Source organism: Streptomyces sp. NPDC054842 (assembly GCF_053611025.1).
This window is the reverse complement of record NZ_JBSGZN010000053.1, coordinates 14,097-30,582: the sequence shown is the minus strand read 5'-3', so window position 1 is coordinate 30,582 and position 16,486 is coordinate 14,097. Positions and strand designations below refer to the sequence as shown.

Genomic DNA, 16,486 nt, shown 5'->3' with positions numbered 1-16,486 from the left:
CCCGTCCGCCCCGCCCGCGTCACACGGCGTCCCGCTCGACGGGGCAGCTCATGCAGCGGGGGCCGCCCCTGCCCCGGCCGAGTTCGCTGCCGGGGATCTCTATCACCTCGATGCCCTGCTTGCGCAGATGCGTGTTGGTCGTCGCGTTCCGCTCGTACGCGATGACGACACCCGGCTCGACCGCGAAGACGTTGCAGCCGTCGTCCCACTGCTCGCGTTCGGCCGCGTGCACGTCCTGGGTGGCGGTGAGGACCCGGATCTCACTGAGCCCGAGGGCGGCGGCGATCGCGCGGTGCATGTGCTCCGGCGGATGGTCGGTGACCTTGAGCTCCTTGTCGCCGACGCCCGGTTCGATGGTGTAGCTGCGGAGCATGCCGAGCCCGGCGTACTGCGTGAAGATGTCGCCGTCCACCATCGTCATGACGGTGTCGAGGTGCATGAACGCCCGGCGCTTGGGCATGTCGAGCGCCACGATCGTGCGGGCCGAGCCGGCCGCGAACAGCTTGTGCGCGAGCATCTCGACGGCCTGGGGCGTGGTGCGCTCGCTCATGCCGATGAGCACCGCGCCGTTGCCGATGACCAGGACGTCGCCGCCCTCGATGGTCGACGGGTAGTCCGCCTGGCCCTCCGACCAGAGGTGGAAGGACTCGTCGCGGAAGAGCGGGTGGTGGCGGTAGATCGCCTCGAAGTGCACGGTCTCCCGCTGGCGCGCCGGCCAGCGCATGGCGTTGATGGACACCCCGTCGTAGATCCAGGCGGAGGTGTCCCGGGTGAAGAGGTGGTTGGGGAGCGGGCCGAGCAGGAAGTCGTCCAGGTCCATCACGTGGAAACGGACAGAGGTCGGCTCCGCGTGCGCCTCCAGGAACTCGCGCTTGGTCATCCCGCCGACCAGCGCGGAGGCCAGGTCCGGGGCGGACATCGCCTCGAAGGCGTTCCGCAGGTGGTCGGTGGCCAGCGGGCCGTACTCCTTCTCCTCGAAGACCCGGTCGAGGACGAGCGAACGGGCCGCCGGGATCTCCAGCGTCTCGGTGAGCAGGTCGCCGAAGAGGTGGACGGCGACGCCGCGGTCACGCAGGACGTCCGCGAAACCGTCGTGCTCCGCCCGCGCCCGGCGCACCCACAGCACGTCGTCGAAGAGAAGGGCGTCCTTGTTGCTGGGGGTGAGCCTTTTGAGCTCCAGGTCCGGCCGGTGGAGGATGACGCGGCGCAGCCGCCCGGCCTCGGAGTCGACGTGAAATCCCATGACTCCATCCTGACCACCGGAACGCGTTTCACCCGCACATCCGCGCGAACCCACCCCACTTGATTTCGTCCCCTTGACGATAAGAGCCCCGCCGCTTATCGTCTTACTGACGACAACGGGCGGGGGCACGAACCCCGTCCGGCGACGAGGGGGTTGTGACGATGGCCGACATCACCCGGCGCCTGGGCTGGCGCCACCTGCGCGGTGCGCCGACCACGCATGTGCGGCACCACCGGTCGGGGCGGCTCGTGCACGACGGGCCGGGGCTGAGCTTCTGGTACCGCGCGCTGAGCGCCGCCCTCTCCGAGGTCCCGGTGGACGACCGCGAGCTGGCGATGACCTTCCACGCCCGTACGTCCGACTTCCAGGACGTGGCGGTCCAGGCGACGGTCACCTACCGGATCAGCGACCCCGCGCTCGCCGCCGCCCGCCTCGACTTCTCCATCGACCCCGACACGGGCGTCTGGCGCGGCGCGCCCCTCGAACAGCTCGGGACCCTGCTCACGGAGACGGCGCAGCAGCACGCGCTGGACGTGCTGGCGCGTACGCCGCTGGCGTCGGCCCTGGTGGACGGGGTGGCCGCGGTGCGCGAGCGGGTCGCCGGCGCGCTCGCCGCGGAGCCCCGGCTGCCGGCGACCGGGATCGAGGTGGTCGCCGTACGCGTCGTGGCGCTGCGCCCCGAGCCCGAGGTGGAACGGGCGCTGCGCACACCGGCGCGGGAGCAGATCCAGCAGGACGCCGACAAGGCGACGTACGAGCGGCGGGCCGTGGCCGTCGAGCGGGAGCGGGCGATCGCCGAGAACGAACTGGCCAGCCAGATCGAACTCGCGCGCCGCGAGGAGCAGTTGGTCGACCAGCGGGGCACGAACGCGCGGCGCGAGGCCGAGGAGCACGCGGCGGCGGACGCCGTGCGGGCCACGGCGGAGGCGGCACGGACGGTGCGCCTGGCCGAGGCGGAGGCGGCGCGGACCGTCCGGCTGGCCGGGGCGGAGGCCCAGGCCGCGCGGGAGGTCGGCGAGGCGCGGGCCGAGGCGCAGGCCGCGTGGCTGCGGGTACACGGGGACGCGGACGTCGCGACGCTGCACGCCCTCACGGGCAGCCGGCTGGCGGAGAACCTGCCCCGTATCGACAGCGTCACGGTGTCACCGGACGTGCTGACGGGGCTGCTGGCCAGGCTGGGCGGCACCTCGGGGGAACCGGCGTGAGTCTCGCACCCCGGGCCGTGCTGGTGCACCGCACCACGGAGTACGAGGAGTTGGTGGCCCGGCACGGCACGCACGGCCAGGCCGCCTTCTTCCTCGCGTCACGGGGACGCGACATCGCGGAGGTCGCCGACCGGCACCGGCGTACGCGCGAGGCGCTCGCGGAGGTCGCCGCCGCCGTGCCACTGACGTGGCGTCAGGCCCATCTTGAACGAGCGGACTTGGACCGCTTCCTCTTCGGCCCCGAGGACGTCGTGGTCGTCGTCGGTCAGGACGGGCTGGTGGCGAACGTCGCCAAGTACCTGACGGGGCAGCCCGTCATCGGCATCGACGCCGATCCGGGACGCAACCCGGCGGTGCTGGTGCGCCACCGGCCGCGCGACGCGGGCGCGTTGCTCGCCTCCGTGCCGGCCCGTGCCGGGCGGAGCGACGACCTCACGATGGTCGAGGCGGTGGCCGACGACACGCAGCGCCTGGTCGCGCTGAACGAGATCTACCTGGGAGCCGCGGGCCATCAGACGGCCCGCTACCGGCTGGGGCTCGACGGCGACAGGGGTGCCGTCGAGCCCCAGGCCTCCTCCGGGGTCCTGGTCGGCACGGGCACGGGGGCCACCGGGTGGCTGCGGTCCGTGTGGCAGGAGCGCGGCGCCGGTCTTCCGCTGCCGGGGCCCACGGAGGAGCGGTTGCTGTGGTTCGTCCGCGAGGCCTGGCCGTCGCCGGTCACCGGCACGTCGCTCGTCTCCGGCGGCCTCGCCGGCGGGTCCCGTCTCCACCTCACCGTCGAGTCCGACCGCCTCATCGCCTTCGGCGACGGAATGGAGAACGACGCCCTCCAACTGACCTGGGGCCAGACGGTACGGCTGGGCGTGGCGGAGACACGGCTACGGCTGGTGGGGTAGGGGGACGTCCAGCCCGGGGGAAGAATCAGCCCTTCCGGCGCAGGGGGCGGGACGAACAGCCCCTCCAGCCCAGGGGGCGGGAAAAATCAGCCCCTCCAGCCCAGGAGGCGGAAATCAGCCCCTCCGGCGCTTGAGGAGCGGGGTCTGGGGCGGAGCCCCATGGCGGGACGGGAGACGGGGGTCAACCGGAAAGACGGCCCAGCCTCACGGCCCAGCGAAGACGCGTCACCCCTCCAGCCCAGGAGGCGGAAGAAATCAGCCCCTCCGGCGCTTGAGGAGCGGGGTCTGGGGCGGAGCCCCACGGCGGGACGGGAGCCGCCGGTTGAGATCCCGAACGGGGTTGGCGTTCACGTCCTGAGCGGGGCCGGGGTGCGGATCCGGGACGGGGGCCGGGGTCGCGCGGAGCCGGGGTCAGGAACGACCCCGGCTCCGTGGGTCCGTTGGTGCGGGCGGCGACGGAACTCCGGCGCGGGAGAGCGCGGGGCGCCCACCCGGGCGCCGGGGACACGTTCCCGTCAGAGACGGGGATCCACCGGCTCCGACTCCAGCGCCAGCACCCCGAACACCGCCTCGTGCACCCGCCACAACGGCTCCCCGTCGGCGAGCCGGTCCAGCGCCTCGAGGCCCAGCGCGTACTCCCGGATCGCCAGCGACCGCTTGTGGTTCAGGAAGCGTCCGCGCAGCCGCGCGAGGTTCTCGGGCCGCGTGTACTCGGCGCCGTAGATGATCCGCAGGTACTCGCGTCCCCGGCACTTGATGCCGGGCTGCACCAGCCGCCCCTGCGGCGACCGCACCAGGGCCTGGAGGGGTTTGACGACCATGCCCTCACCGCCCCGCCCGGTCATCTCCAGCCACCAGTCGACGCCGGCCCGCACGGAGTCCGCGTCGCCCGTGTCCACGTACAGCCGGCGGGTGGTCTGGAGCAGGCCGCTCCCGTCGTGCTCCACGAGCCGGTCGATCAGCGCGAGCTGCTCGTCGTGCGGCAGGGCGGCGAGGCTGCGGCCCTGGACGGCGAGGATCTGGAAGGGGGCGAGACGCACGCCCTCCAGACCGTCCGTGGTCCAGCAGTACCGCCGGTAGGCGTCCGTGAACGCCGCCGCGTCCGCGGCCCGTTCACGCTGCCCGGCCAGCAGGTCGTGGACGTCGACACCGCGCGCCGCCGCCCCTTCGAGCGCGGCGAGCGCGCCCGGGAACACCGCGCCGGACGCGGCACCGACGGCCGCGTACTGCGTCCGCAGCAGCCCGGACGCCTTCAGCGACCACGGCATCAGCTCGGCGTCCAGCAGCAGCCAGTCGGTGTCCAGGTCCTTCCACAGTCCCGCCTCGTCGGCGGCGGTCCGCAGCCGGCCGAGGATCTCCTCGGTCACCGCGGCGTCGTCGAAGAAGGGCCGTCCGGTGCGCGTGTAGAGGGCGCCCGTGGGGCCCTCGCCGCCGTCCGGGCGCGGGCCCGCGCCCACGCCGAACCGCTCGCGGGCGGCCTCCGCGTCGCGGCAGACCAGGGCGACCGCCCGGGAGCCCATGTGCTTCTCCTCGCACACGACCCGCTCGACCCCGTCCTCGCGGTACTGCGCGAACGCCTCGGCGGGGTGCTCCAGGTAGCCGTCGGCGTGCGAGGCCGCGGTCGGTGCCATGGTGGGCGGCAGGTACGGGAGCAGCCGCGGGTCGATGGCGAAGCGGCTCATCACCTCGAGCGCCGCGGCGGCGTTCTCCTCGCGGACGGACACCCGTCCGGCGTGCCGGGTCTCCACGACCCGCCGTCCGTGCACGTCCGCGAGGTCGAGCGGCCGGCCCTCGTGCCCGCCGGGCGCCTCGGAGGCCAGCGGGCGTGCGGGCTCGTACCAGACCCGCTCGGCGGGTACGTCGACCAGTTCGCGCTCGGGCCAGCGCAGCGCGGTGAGCCTGCCGCCGAACACGGCACCGGTGTCGAGGCAGATGGTGTTGTTCAGCCAGGTGGCCGTGGGGACCGGGGTGTGGCCGTAGACGACGGCCGCGCTGCCGCGGTAGTCCTCCGCCCACGGGTAGCGCACGGGCAGGCCGAACTCGTCCGTCTCACCGGTCGTCTCGCCGTACAGGGCGTGCGACCGCACCCGTCCCGACGTACGCCCGTGGTACTTCTCGGGCAGTCCGGCGTGGCAGACGACGAGGCGGCCGCCGTCCAGGACGTAGTGGCTGACGAGTCCGTCGAGGAACTCCCGCACCTGCCGCTCGAACTCCTCGCTCTCCCCCGCCATCTGCTCGATCGTCTCGGCGAGGCCGTGCGTGTGCTGGACCTTGCGGCCCTTGAGGTGACGTCCGTACTTGTTCTCGTGGTTGCCCGGCACGCAGAGGGCGTCGCCGGACGCGACCATGGACATCACGCGGCGCAGGACCCCGGGGGTGTCCGGGCCGCGGTCGACCAGGTCGCCGACGAAGACGGCGGTACGTCCCTCGGGGTGCGAGCCGTCGACGTAACCGAGCTTCGTGAGCAGCGTCTCCAGCTCGGAGGCGCAGCCGTGGATGTCGCCGACGATGTCGAACGGTCCGGTGAGGTGGGTCAGGTCGTTGTACCGCTTCTCCGTGCGGACCTCGGCGTTCTCGATCTCCTCGACGCCGCGCAGGACGTGCACCTTGCGAAATCCCTCGCGCTCCAAGTGCTTGAGGGAGCGGCGGAGTTCGCGGGTGTGGCGCTGGATGACGCGGCGCGGCATGCCGGCCCGGTCGCTGCGGGCCGCGTTGCGTTCGGCGCAGACGTCCTCGGGCACGTCGAGCACGATGGCGATGGGCAGCACGTCGTGCTCCCTCGCGAGGTCGATGAGCTGCCGGCGGCTCTCCTGCTGCACGCTGGTCGCGTCGACGACGGTGCGCCGGCCGCTCGCCAGGCGCTTGCCCGCGATGTAGTGGAGTACGTCGAAGGCGTCGCGGCTGGCGCTCTGGTCGTTCTCGTCGTCGGCGACGAGGCCGCGGCAGAAGTCACTCGATATCACCTCGGTCGGCTTGAAGTGCCTGCGGGCGAACGTCGACTTGCCGGAGCCGGACGCGCCGATCAGCACCACGAGGGAGAGGTCGGTGACGGGCAGGGTGCGTGCCGTGCTGGTCTCGTTCGTCATGCGGCCTTCTCCTCCTTCGTGACCGGGGTCTTCGCCGGCTTGTCGTGCGGGGTGGCGCGCAGGGTGAACACGGCCATCTGGGTCGGGGGCCCGACCTCGGGGTCGTCGGGGCCGACGGGTGCGAACTCCACGTCGTAGGCGTGCCGTTCGGCGACCGCGCGGGCCCAGGCGCGGAACTCCTCGCGGTTCCATTCGAAGCGGTGGTCGCCGTGCCGGGAGTGACCGGCCGGGAGGCTCTCCCAGCGGACGTTGTACTCGACGTTCGGCGTCGTCACCAGGACGGTCCTCGGGCGCGCGGAGCCGAAGACGGCGTACTCCAGGGCGGGCAGCCGGGGCAGGTCGAGGTGCTCGATCACCTCGCTCAGCACGGCGGCGTCGTAGCCCTTGAGCCGCTTGTCGGTGTAGGCGAGAGAGCCCTGCACGAGCTTGACGCGTGCGGCCTGCCGCTCCCCGAGGCGCTCCAGTTTGAGCCGGCGCGCGGCGATGGTGAGCGCCCGCATCGACACGTCGACGCCGACGATCTCGGTGTACCGGGGGTCCTTGAGCAGGGCCTGCACCAACTGCCCCTGTCCGCAGCCGAGATCGAGGACGCGTCCGGCACCGGAGTCCCGCAGCGCGGCGAGGATCGCGTCGCGCCGCCGCACGGCGAGCGGAACGGCCTTGTCCTCGTCGGAGGTCGCGGGCTCCGCGGCGTCACCGGCCACGTCCCCGGCCGTGTCCGTCCCGGCGTCCGTGCCCGGTTCCCCGGCACCGGGGTCGCCGCGGTCCTCGACCGCGTTGTCGATCTCCTCGACGGCGCTGTCGTCGGCCTCCGCGAGCCGCACGAGCTCCAGGCGCTCGCGGGCCTCGCGCGTGAGCGACCAGCGGCGGGAGAGGTACCGGCTGGTGATCAGGTGCTGTTCGGGGTGGTCCGGGAGCCAGCCGTCGCCGGCCCGGAGGAGCTTGTCGACCTCGTCGGGGGCCACCCAGTAGTGCTTGGCGTCGTCGAGCACCGGGAGCAGGACGTAGAGGTGGCGCAGCGCCTCGGCGAGCGTCGGGCCCTCCTCGGACTCCAGCACCAGGCGTACGTAGCGGGAGTCGCCCCACTCGGGGAACTGGGTGTCCAGCGGCACGGCGTCCACGGTCACCGTCCAGCCGAGCGGCTCGAACAGCCGGCGCACGAGGCCGGCGCCGCCTCGGGCGGGCAGCGCGGGCACCTCGATCCGCAGGGGCAGCGGCCGTCCCGGCAGGTCCGGCCTGGCGTTGCACTGGCCCTTCATGGCGCTGCTGAAGACGGCACTGAGCGCGACGGCGAGCAGCGAGGAGGCCGCGTACGGGCGGTCGTTGACGTACTGCGCGAGCGCCGCGTCGGGGGCGCCGCCGCGTCCCTTGCCCTTGCCCCGGCGCACCAGCGCCACCGTGTCCACCTCCAGCAGCAGCGCGGCCGTGCAGCGCTGGACGGACGCCTCGGGGTAGAGGACGTGCGCCCTGCCGTAGGAGGTGGAGAACGCCTGCGCCTTGTCGGGATGCTTGTGCAGCAGGTAGCCGAGGTCGGTCGCGGGACGCTCTGGGGTGCCGGTGGTACTGATCGTCAGGAACACGGTGGGTAGGCCTCGAAACGTTTTCTGTACCGCGGTCCGTCGGGACGGACCGGGGCCGCGCACCCGGTGTGCGCACGCGCGGGCCGCGGTGAACCGCAGCCAGGGAAGGGCGCGCCGTCGGTCACGGCCCGGCGCGCCCGCTCAACTTACAGGGGACCCCCGCGGTATCCTCGGGGATTTTTCGTGCCACCGGTCCGCCGCGCCGACGACGGGCCGCCGGCGGGCGATCGGCGGCATATCGGCGGGCCGCAGCACGTCGCAAATGCGTCTATTGGTGGCGTAGACGCTTCGCGGGCATAGGCCGGTGTCACCCCGTGTAGACGGCCACTACCCGCTTCCACAGCTCGCAACGACCGTTTCGTGGCGTTCTGCACCATCCTGCGTGTACGGCGCATTGATGACAGTGGCGTAGGGTGGCGGTGCTATTAACTGCCTGTCCGTGTACCCGAGTTGACGGTCGGACGACGGCGTACCCCCGTGTACCCCCCGCGCCGACCGAGAGGACTCCGATGTCTGAATCCCCGACATATGCAGTGCGCTCGGATCCCGGTCGGACGACCGCCGCGAATTCGGCACGAAACAGGCACGGCGGGCCCCCCGCGCGGGGCGGGGAGAGCGAACGCGCGGCCCGCTCCCGCGCGATCCGCCTCGCGGTCCTCCCCGCCGCCCTCATGGCGGTGCTCGCCGCGGCCGCCGTCCTCTACGTGCTGCTCGCGCAGTCCGGTTCGGCCGACGCCGCCACCTGGGGCGTACTCGCCGGCGTCGCCGTCCTCGGGTGCGGTGTCCTCGCGCTCGCCGCACGCGCGGCGGCCGCCCACGTCCGGCACTCCGCACACCAGAGCGCCACCGACACCCGCCTGATCGCCGAACGGCACGCCGCCGCCCTGCGCCGCCAGGTGGGGCAGGGCCTCGCCGAAGTGCAGGAGACGGCACGCCGGCTCGCCACCGGCGAACCCGTGGAACTGCCGCACTTCGAGGAGCCGGCCCCGCTCTCCGACGCCAACGACCCCGTCGGCCGCCTCGCCCACGACCTGTCGGTCAGCGTGTGGCACACCCGCGCCGCGCTGGCCCAGGCGGCACACAACGCCGTGCCCACGGACAGCGAGGAGCGGGTCGAGGTCTTCGTCAACCTCGCCCGCCGCCTCCAGAGCCTGGTCCACCGCCAGATCAACATGCTCGACAACCTGGAGAACGAGGTCGAGGACCCCGAACTCCTCAAGGGCCTCTTCCAGGTCGACCACCTGGCGACCCGCATCCGCCGCCACGCAGAGAACGTCGCCGTCCTCGGCGGCTCGGTCTCCCGCCGCCAGTGGACCAAGCCGGTCAAGATGATGGAGGTGCTGCGGTCCTCCATCGCCGAGGTCGAGCACTACTCCCGCGTCAAGCTCGTCCCGCCGCTGGAGGGCTCGCTGCGCGGGCACGCCGTCGCCGACGTCATCCACCTCCTCGCCGAACTCGTCGAGAACGCCACCGCCTTCTCCGACCCCAGCACCCAGGTGCTGCTGCGCGCCCAGCGGGTGACCGCGGGCATCGCCGTCGAGGTCGAGGACCGCGGCCTCGGCATGTCCCAGGAGGAGCAGGACCGGATCAACGCCCTGCTCGCCAACCCCGACCGCATCGACATCAGCAAGCTGCTCGCGGACGGCCGCATCGGCCTGTACGTGGTCTCCGCGCTGGCCCGCCGGCACGGCATCGTGGTGCGGATCCAGGGCAACATCTACGGCGGCATCCAGGCGATCCTCGTCCTGCCCGTCGGCCTCATCGGCGACGACACCCCGCCGCCGCACGCCTCCCACGAGACACCCCGCCCGGCGCACGCCGCCCAGCCGCAGCCCCAGGCCGTCCAGGCCGCCCCCGAGGCCCGGTACACGCCTCCGCCGCTGGACACCGCGCAGCCCATGACCCACGCCCAGCTGCCCCAGCGCTCCGCGCAGCCGCAGCACGCGGCCGCCGCCCCGCCGCCCCCGCAGGGCCAGTACACCCCGCAGGCCCAATACACCCCGCAGCCGTACACCCCTCAGCAGCACCACCCCGCTCCCCCGCAGCTGTACACCCCGCAGCAGCACAGCCCGTCACCCCACGTACCAGGCCCGTACGACAGCGACGACCGCCGCACCGGACGGCCGGCGCTGCCGCAGCGCAGAGCGCAGGAGCACCTGGCCCCGGAGCTCCGGGACGCGCCCACCGCACGCATGTCGGGGGGCATGCCGGAAGGCGAGCACGACCCGGGACTGATGGCCGCGTTCCAGAGAGGGGTCAGCCTCGCCGACGCCGTGTCGGACGAGGACCCCGCCGGCACCTCTCGCTGACAGGCCCCGTACTCACCCCCCAAGGAGAAAGAGCACCACCATGGTGAGCGACACCCGTACCAGCTCGAACCAGAACCTCGACTGGCTCCTGCAGGGCCTCGTCGAGAAGGTCCCCAACACCCGCAGCGCACTGCTGCTGTCGTCCGACGGGCTGAAGAAGGCCGTGTACGGACTCGACGCCGACGAGGCCGACCACATGGCCGCCGTGGCGTCCGGCCTGTACTCGCTCGGCCGCGGCGCCGGCCACCGCTTCGACGGCGGCGGCGAGGTGCGCCAGGTGGTGGTGGAGCTCAACACCTCCCTCCTCTTCGTGTCCTCGGCGGGCTCCGGCGCCGTCCTCGCGGTCCTGGCCGGCCGGGAGGCCGACGCGGCCGTCCTCGGCTACGAGATGGCCATGCTGGTCAAGAGCGTCCGGCCGTACCTCGTCACGGCTCCGCGGCAGCAGCAGGGGCCGCACGTGCCGCGTGACGCGGGGCGCTGAGCATGTCGGACGCGCAGGACGACTCGTGGCTCGACGACGAGGCCGGACGATTAGTCCGGCCGTACGCCGTCAGCAACGGACGCACCCGTCCCACCGCACACTTCGATCTGCTGACCCTCGTCATGGCCACCGGCACCAGGCCCGACACCTACCTGGGACCCGACTACGACCAGGTCCTCAGCCTGTGCGGCGGCCACCCCCTCTCCGTGGCGGAGGTGGCTGCCCACATGCGGCTGCCGGCCGTCATCACCAAAGTCCTGCTGTCCGACCTCGTCACGCACAAGGCGCTCACCACCCGGGCGCCCCGTCCCATCGAGGCGGCCTCCCCGACCGACCGAAACCTCCTGGAGGCGGTGCTGCATGGCCTACGCAAGCGGCTCTGACCCCTTCCCCACCGCCCTCAAGATCCTCATCGCCGGAGGATTCGGGGTCGGCAAGACCACCTTCGTCGGAGCGGTCAGCGAGATCGCGCCGCTGAGCACCGAGGAACTGCTGACCCAGGTCAGCGCCCGCACCGACAGCCTGGTCGGCATCGAGGACAAGACGACGACCACCGTCGCCATGGACTTCGGCCGCATCACCCTGAGCCCGGACCAGGTGCTGTACCTCTTCGGCACCCCGGGGCAGGAACGGTTCTGGTTCATGTGGGACGAACTGTCCAACGGCGCGCTGGGAGCCGTGGTCCTCGCGGACACCCGGCGCCTCCAGGACTGCTTCGCCGCCGTCGACTTCTTCGAACGGCGCGGCATCTCCTTCGTCGTCGCCGTCAACGAGTTCGACGGCGCCTACCTCTACGAACCCGACGAGATCCGCGCCGCACTCGACCTCAAACCGCACATCCCCGTGGTCATGTGCGACGCCCGGCAGTGCAACTCCAGCACCCGCGTACTGATCGCACTCGTCGAGCACCTGCTCACCTCGGCTCCCGGCCTGACGGCCGCCGAGCCCACCCCCCTGCACTGACGCACGCTCAGCGCCCCCGAATGGAGCCTGCAATGTCCGCGCCTGTTCCCTACACGCAGTACGACCCGACCGGCCAGATGCTGGTGACGCCCGAGGACAAGGACGCCCCGGCCCGGGTGGCCCGGCTGCGCGAACTCGGTATCGGCAACGCCCCGGTGCCCGAGTTCGACGAGTTCGCCCGCAACCTGGCCCGTACCCTCAACGCGCCGTACGCGATGGTCAACTTCATCGACGAGAACCGCCAGTTCTTCGCCGGCCTCTACACGCCCGCCGACGACCAGCCGGGCGTCGAGCTGGAGCCGCAGCAGGGCGGCACGAGCCGGGTGATGGCCCGCGACCACGGCTGGTGCCCGCACGTCGTCGTGCGCCGCAAGGCCCTGGTGCTGGAAGACGTCTGCGACTACCCCCGGTTCGCCGGCAACCCCGTGGTCGACGAGATCGGCATCCGCTCCTACCTCGGCGCGCCGCTGATCGACTGGAACTCAGGGATGGCCCTGGGCACGATCTGCGTGATCGCCCCGGAGACCCGCCCGTGGGGCCGCGAGGGCCTGGAGATCATCAAGGCCAACGCCCAGGCGATGGTCGACCGGCTCCGTCAGATGGAGGAGCGGGGCGGGGTCTGAGGGCCTGGTCCGGCGGGTTCGTGGACGGAGGGGCGCGGCGGGTTCGTAAGCGGGGGGGGTGCGGCGGTCTCGTAGACGGAGGGGTGCCGCGGGAGCTGAGCACCCGCTTCGTCGGCTCCGTCAGACGCGGGAGCGGAACCGGAGCTGAACACCGGCTCCGTCGGCTCCGTCGGATGCGGCAGCGGAACCGGAGCTGAACACCGGCTCCGTCGGCTCCGTCGGACGCGGCAGCGGAACCGGAGCTGAACACCGGCTCCGTCGGCTCCGTCGGACGCGGCAGCGGAACCGGAGCCGAGCACCGGCTGCAGGAGCAGGCGGGGTCGAGCGCCGCCTCCGTCGGCGGTGCGGCGGCGCGGGACCGAGACGGGAGCCGCGGGCACGACACTGTGTCCGTGGCTCCCCGCGTTTTCACACGCCGGCCGTCTCCAGCCGGTCGTCCTCTTCCAGGTGGTCCGTCGGACCGAGCCGCACCAGGTCGGCCAGCCGCTCGGACCACTCGCCCTTCGCCGTGCCGAGCGCCACCTCCCCCAGACGCAGGAGCTGGATGTCGGAGGTGCCCGCGGGGGCGTAGATGTGGTGCGCGTCGCGCAGGTACCGCTCGATCGGGCGGTCGGTGAACAGGCCGCTCGCGGCGTGGATCTCCATGCCGTCCCGGGCGGACTCGATGGCCGACTCGACGTTCAGGTACTTGGCGTTCATCAGCTCCGCGTCGCAGGATTTGCCCTGGTCGAGCAGGTGCACGGCGTGGTAGGCGGCCAGCCGCGCGGTCATCAGCCGGTGCTGCATCCGGCCCAGCTTGAGCTTGATGTTGTTGAGCTTGCCGAGCGAGGCGCCGTAGCGCTCGCGTTCGATGCACAGCGCGGTGGTCTCCTCGACCACCGCCTGGTGGATGCCGAGGGAGACCGCGGTCAGGTTGGGACGGCCGTAGAGCACGCTGGAGGAGTAGGCGACCGCGAGCCCGTCGCCCTCCGCGCCGAGCAGGTTCGACGCCGGCACCCGGCAGTCCTCGAAGACCAGCTTGCCGAAACTGAAGCCGTGCAGCCCCATCGCGGGCTGCTGTTCGGCGAGCGAGAAGCCCGGTCTGTCCGCCTCGACGAGGAACGCGGACAGCCCCCGCGACCCCTCACCGGTGCGGACGATCACGCCGTGCAGGTCACCCACATGGGAGTTGCCGACGAACACCTTGTGCCCGTTGATGACGTAGTCGTCGCCGTCACGCACCGCGGTGGTGCGGATGGCGAGCACGTGCCCGCCGGACTCCTCCTCGGTGGTCGCGATCGTCGGGAGGCAGTCGCCGGCGGCGATGCGTGGCAGCCAGGTGGCCTTCTGGACATCGTTGCCATAGTGGATGATCTTGGCCACGCCGAGCTGGGACGCCTGCGCCATGGCGCCCATCGCACCGCTGACGCGGGCGAGTTCCTCGATGATGATCGTCTTGGCCAGGTGACCGGCCCCCATGCCGCCGTACGCCCTGTCGACGGTGACGCCGATCCAGCCCTCCCGGGCGATGAGCCGGGACACGTCGTGCGCCACGACCCGGGACGCCTCCATCTCCGGTATGCGGGGCCGCACCTCTCGCTCGGCGAACTCCCGTACGCGCCGCCGCAGATCCTCGTGCCATGACGTGGTGAAGTACCGCTGCACAACCCCTCCTTCGCGCTGCCCCCACGACCGGTCGGGTGTGGAGGGACGTCCTTCGGGCAGTGGTTCTCCGCCTCCAGGCAGACCGTCCGTAGGATTGTCGTCTTATCGATCCATCTCGGCCAAGATCGCCAGCGCTCTTTGACTCAAACTCTGCGTCTTGCGAAGCGCACGCGAATGTGCGATGTGGCGCACAAGTTGCTCACGAACGGACAGTAACGAGAGCCAAGTGTCACAAGAGGAAGCGGACCCCTCGCCTCCTCACGAGGGCCTGCCCACCAGGCAATTGCCGCACGGGCAGTCAGCCGCGGAACAGAGCGGTCCGTCACCTTATCGCCGGCCGATAACGGCCGCCCCCATACCGGCCGCCGGGACCCCGGCAGCACACTTCGGCCAACGTGCCGGGAGCACGGATACACCGGGGCCCGCATGGGCATGCATGACCTCTTCGGAGCCCGCACGATGGCGGTGCCCCACCGGGGAACGCGCTGCTCAGGGGGCGGGCGCAGGGGACGAGCGGCTCGCACGCTCAGGCCGGGCGCACGGGAAAGACGGCTCGCACACCGTCGCAGGGGCGCCGACCCGTGCCCGGGCAGCGCCCCTGCGACGACGAAAGCCCAACGGCGGTCCTACGACAGCCCTACGACAGCTGCGACTGCACCTGCGCCGAGATGACTTCGAGGTGGTCCAGGTCGTCGAGGTCGAGGATCTGGAGGTAGATACGCCGCGCCCCGATCTCCGCGTACCGCCCGATCTTGTCGACCACCTCGCCCGGGGAACCCGCGAGACCGTTGGCCTTCAACTCGTCGACGTCACGGCCGATCGCGGCGGCACGACGGGCCACCTCCTGGTCGTCCTTGCCGACGCAGGCCACCAGCGCGTTGGAGTACACCAGGTCGTCGGCCCTGCGCCCGGCCCGCTCCGCGGCGGCCCGCACCCGGCCGAACTGCCGCTCGCTGTCCTCCACGGACGCGAACGGGATGTTGAACTCGTCGGCGTACTGCGCCGCCAGCCGCGGCGTACGGGTCGCACCGTGACCGCCGATCAGCACGGGAATCTTCGCCTGCGCCGGCTTGGGAAGCGCCGGTGAGTCCGTGAGGTCGTAGTACGTGCCGTGGTGGTCGAAGGTCGCGCCGACCTCGGTCGACCAGAGACCCGTGACGATCGCCAGCTGCTCCTCCAGGCGCGCGAACTTCTCCTTCGGGAACGGAATGCCGTACGCCTTGTGCTCCTCCTCGAACCAGCCCGCGCCCAGGCCCAGTTCGATCCGGCCGCCCGACATCTGGTCCACCTGTGCGACCTGGATGGCGAGCACACCCGGCAGTCGGAAGGTGCCCGCGGTCATCAGCGTGCCGAGCCGGATACGCCGGGTCTCCCGGGCGAGGCCGGCCAGCGTGATCCAGGCGTCCGTCGGCCCCGGAAGACCGTCCGCCGCCCCCATGCGGAGGTAGTGGTCGGAGCGGAAAAAGGCATCGAAGCCGAGGTCTTCGGTGGCCTTGGCGACAGTGAGAAGGGTGTCGTAGGTGGCGCCCTGCTGGGGCTCGGTGAAGATGCGAAGATCCATACCTCCATCCTGCACGGTCGGACCTGCGTCAACCCCACCGGTCCCGCCGGTCACTCCCGCCCACGGTCGGGTGAAAACCCGTCGGCTCCGGGCACGGCCCCGATCCGCGCCAGTGACCCCGCCCACCGGTGATCGTCGGCTCGGGCGGAGCCGGACCGCCCGGCGCCCGTCGCCGGCGGTCGCCGGTGCGTCACTCGCGTCGGCCCCGCCCACCGGGGTCACAGGCCGAGGAGGCCGTCATGTCCCAGGAAGCCGCGCCACAGCAGGCGGTTCCCGACCCGTCCAAGGGGCTCCTGCAGCAGATGGAGGAGCTGATGGCGGCACTCAACGCGCACCTCTCCCAGGTCGACGCCCACCTCCAGTCGACGGGTACGCGGCTGGCGAGTGGGGAGTAGTCGGGGGTAGTCCAGAGTAGTGGGGGGCTTGGAGCGGTCGGGGGACTCGGAGGCGGTCGGGAGCGGGATGCTGGGGGGATGGGGTCGTTGCTGATCGCTGTTGTCTGGGGGCCCCTCCCCCCTCCCCCACCCCTCCCCACCGCCGCCCCCAGACGGTCCCGCCAGGCTCCGCCGCGCATCACGCGCCAGGGACGCAGGCGTGACCCGGCTCCACTCCAGCCCTCAGCACCCGGACCGCCAAGGCTCTCTCGCCCTCAGGGGCGCCCTCGCGCCCGAGGCCACCTCGAACCCCCAGAGCGCGTCGATTCCTAAGCGCGTCGCTCCGCGAACGCCCTCACGCCCCAGGCACCGGCCCCGTACCCCAGCCCCGTTCAACAGACGACTACCTCAGCCCGGTCGCCGCACCGCACCGCACCGCACCGCACCGCACCGCACCGCACCGCACCGCACCGCACCGCACCGCACCGCACCGCACCGCACCGCACCGCACCGCACCGCAC

General features: G+C 72.2%; 13 protein-coding genes. 8 read left to right on the top strand and 5 right to left on the bottom strand.

The features are described from left to right. Window positions 1–19: 19 nt before the first annotated feature. Complete coding sequence (locus tag ACWGIS_RS30790; protein WP_453365758.1) at window positions 20–1,243, bottom strand: arginine deiminase; 1,224 nt, start codon at window positions 1,241–1,243, stop codon at window positions 20–22. Between the two features lie 161 nt (window positions 1,244–1,404). On the opposite strand from ACWGIS_RS30790, the gene ACWGIS_RS30785 reads away from it, so the two are divergent. Continuing rightward, window positions 1,405–2,448 carry an SPFH domain-containing protein gene (locus tag ACWGIS_RS30785; RefSeq protein WP_453365757.1) on the top strand — a complete coding sequence of 348 codons (1,044 nt, stop codon included), beginning with the start codon at window positions 1,405–1,407 and terminating at the stop codon, window positions 2,446–2,448. Continuing rightward, window positions 2,445–3,344, top strand: coding sequence for a hypothetical protein (locus ACWGIS_RS30780; RefSeq protein ID WP_453365756.1), 900 nt, complete (start codon window positions 2,445–2,447; stop codon window positions 3,342–3,344). The genes ACWGIS_RS30785 and ACWGIS_RS30780 overlap by 4 nt, the downstream gene beginning before the upstream one ends. Before the next feature lie 515 nt (window positions 3,345–3,859). Here ACWGIS_RS30780 and ACWGIS_RS30775 read toward each other — a convergent pair. Together ACWGIS_RS30775 and ACWGIS_RS30770 are read right to left on the bottom strand one after the other, a co-directional pair. Then, entirely contained in the window at window positions 3,860–6,430 is a 2,571-nt protein-coding gene (locus tag ACWGIS_RS30775) for a polynucleotide kinase-phosphatase (protein WP_453365755.1), read from the bottom strand. Continuing rightward, window positions 6,427–8,010, bottom strand: coding sequence for a 3' terminal RNA ribose 2'-O-methyltransferase Hen1 (locus ACWGIS_RS30770; RefSeq protein WP_453365754.1), 1,584 nt, complete (start codon window positions 8,008–8,010; stop codon window positions 6,427–6,429). Before ACWGIS_RS30770 ends, ACWGIS_RS30775 begins: the two co-directional genes overlap by 4 nt. Window positions 8,011–8,681: 671 nt before the next feature. Between ACWGIS_RS30770 and ACWGIS_RS30765 the strand changes: the two genes are divergently transcribed. The 5 genes from ACWGIS_RS30765 to ACWGIS_RS30745 are packed head-to-tail and all read left to right on the top strand — an operon-like array spanning window position 8,682 to window position 12,386. Continuing rightward, complete coding sequence (locus ACWGIS_RS30765) at window positions 8,682–10,319, top strand: ATP-binding protein (protein ID WP_453365753.1); 1,638 nt, start codon at window positions 8,682–8,684, stop codon at window positions 10,317–10,319. A 40-nt stretch (window positions 10,320–10,359) separates the two neighbouring features. Next, window positions 10,360–10,800, top strand: a complete 441-nt coding sequence (locus ACWGIS_RS30760) for a roadblock/LC7 domain-containing protein (protein ID WP_453365752.1) — start codon at window positions 10,360–10,362, stop codon at window positions 10,798–10,800. 2 nt (window positions 10,801–10,802) lie between these two features. Then, window positions 10,803–11,183 carry a DUF742 domain-containing protein gene (locus ACWGIS_RS30755; protein WP_453365751.1) on the top strand — a complete coding sequence of 127 codons (381 nt, stop codon included), beginning with the start codon at window positions 10,803–10,805 and terminating at the stop codon, window positions 11,181–11,183. Beyond that, the gene (locus ACWGIS_RS30750; protein ID WP_453365750.1) at window positions 11,161–11,763 is read left to right on the top strand and encodes a GTP-binding protein; all 603 of its coding nucleotides are present in this window, start codon (window positions 11,161–11,163) and stop codon (window positions 11,761–11,763) included. The genes ACWGIS_RS30755 and ACWGIS_RS30750 overlap by 23 nt, the downstream gene beginning before the upstream one ends. 32 nt (window positions 11,764–11,795) lie before the next feature. Beyond that, the gene (locus tag ACWGIS_RS30745) at window positions 11,796–12,386 is read left to right on the top strand and encodes a GAF domain-containing protein (RefSeq protein ID WP_453365749.1); all 591 of its coding nucleotides are present in this window, start codon (window positions 11,796–11,798) and stop codon (window positions 12,384–12,386) included. Between the two features lie 408 nt (window positions 12,387–12,794). Here ACWGIS_RS30745 and ACWGIS_RS30740 read toward each other — a convergent pair whose 3' ends face one another. Both ACWGIS_RS30740 and ACWGIS_RS30735 read right to left on the bottom strand, forming a co-directional pair. Next, window positions 12,795–14,030, bottom strand: coding sequence for an acyl-CoA dehydrogenase family protein (locus tag ACWGIS_RS30740; RefSeq protein ID WP_453365748.1), 1,236 nt, complete (start codon window positions 14,028–14,030; stop codon window positions 12,795–12,797). Window positions 14,031–14,667: 637 nt separating this feature from the next. Further along, window positions 14,668–15,591 (bottom strand): LLM class F420-dependent oxidoreductase, encoded by a 924-nt coding sequence (locus ACWGIS_RS30735; RefSeq protein WP_453365747.1) that lies wholly within the window; start codon window positions 15,589–15,591, stop codon window positions 14,668–14,670. Window positions 15,592–15,830: 239 nt separating this feature from the next. Here ACWGIS_RS30735 and ACWGIS_RS30730 point away from each other — a divergent pair, with 239 nt between their 5' ends. Continuing rightward, window positions 15,831–15,986, top strand: a complete 156-nt coding sequence (locus ACWGIS_RS30730) for a hypothetical protein (protein ID WP_453365746.1) — start codon at window positions 15,831–15,833, stop codon at window positions 15,984–15,986. Window positions 15,987–16,486: the final 500 nt, after the last annotated feature.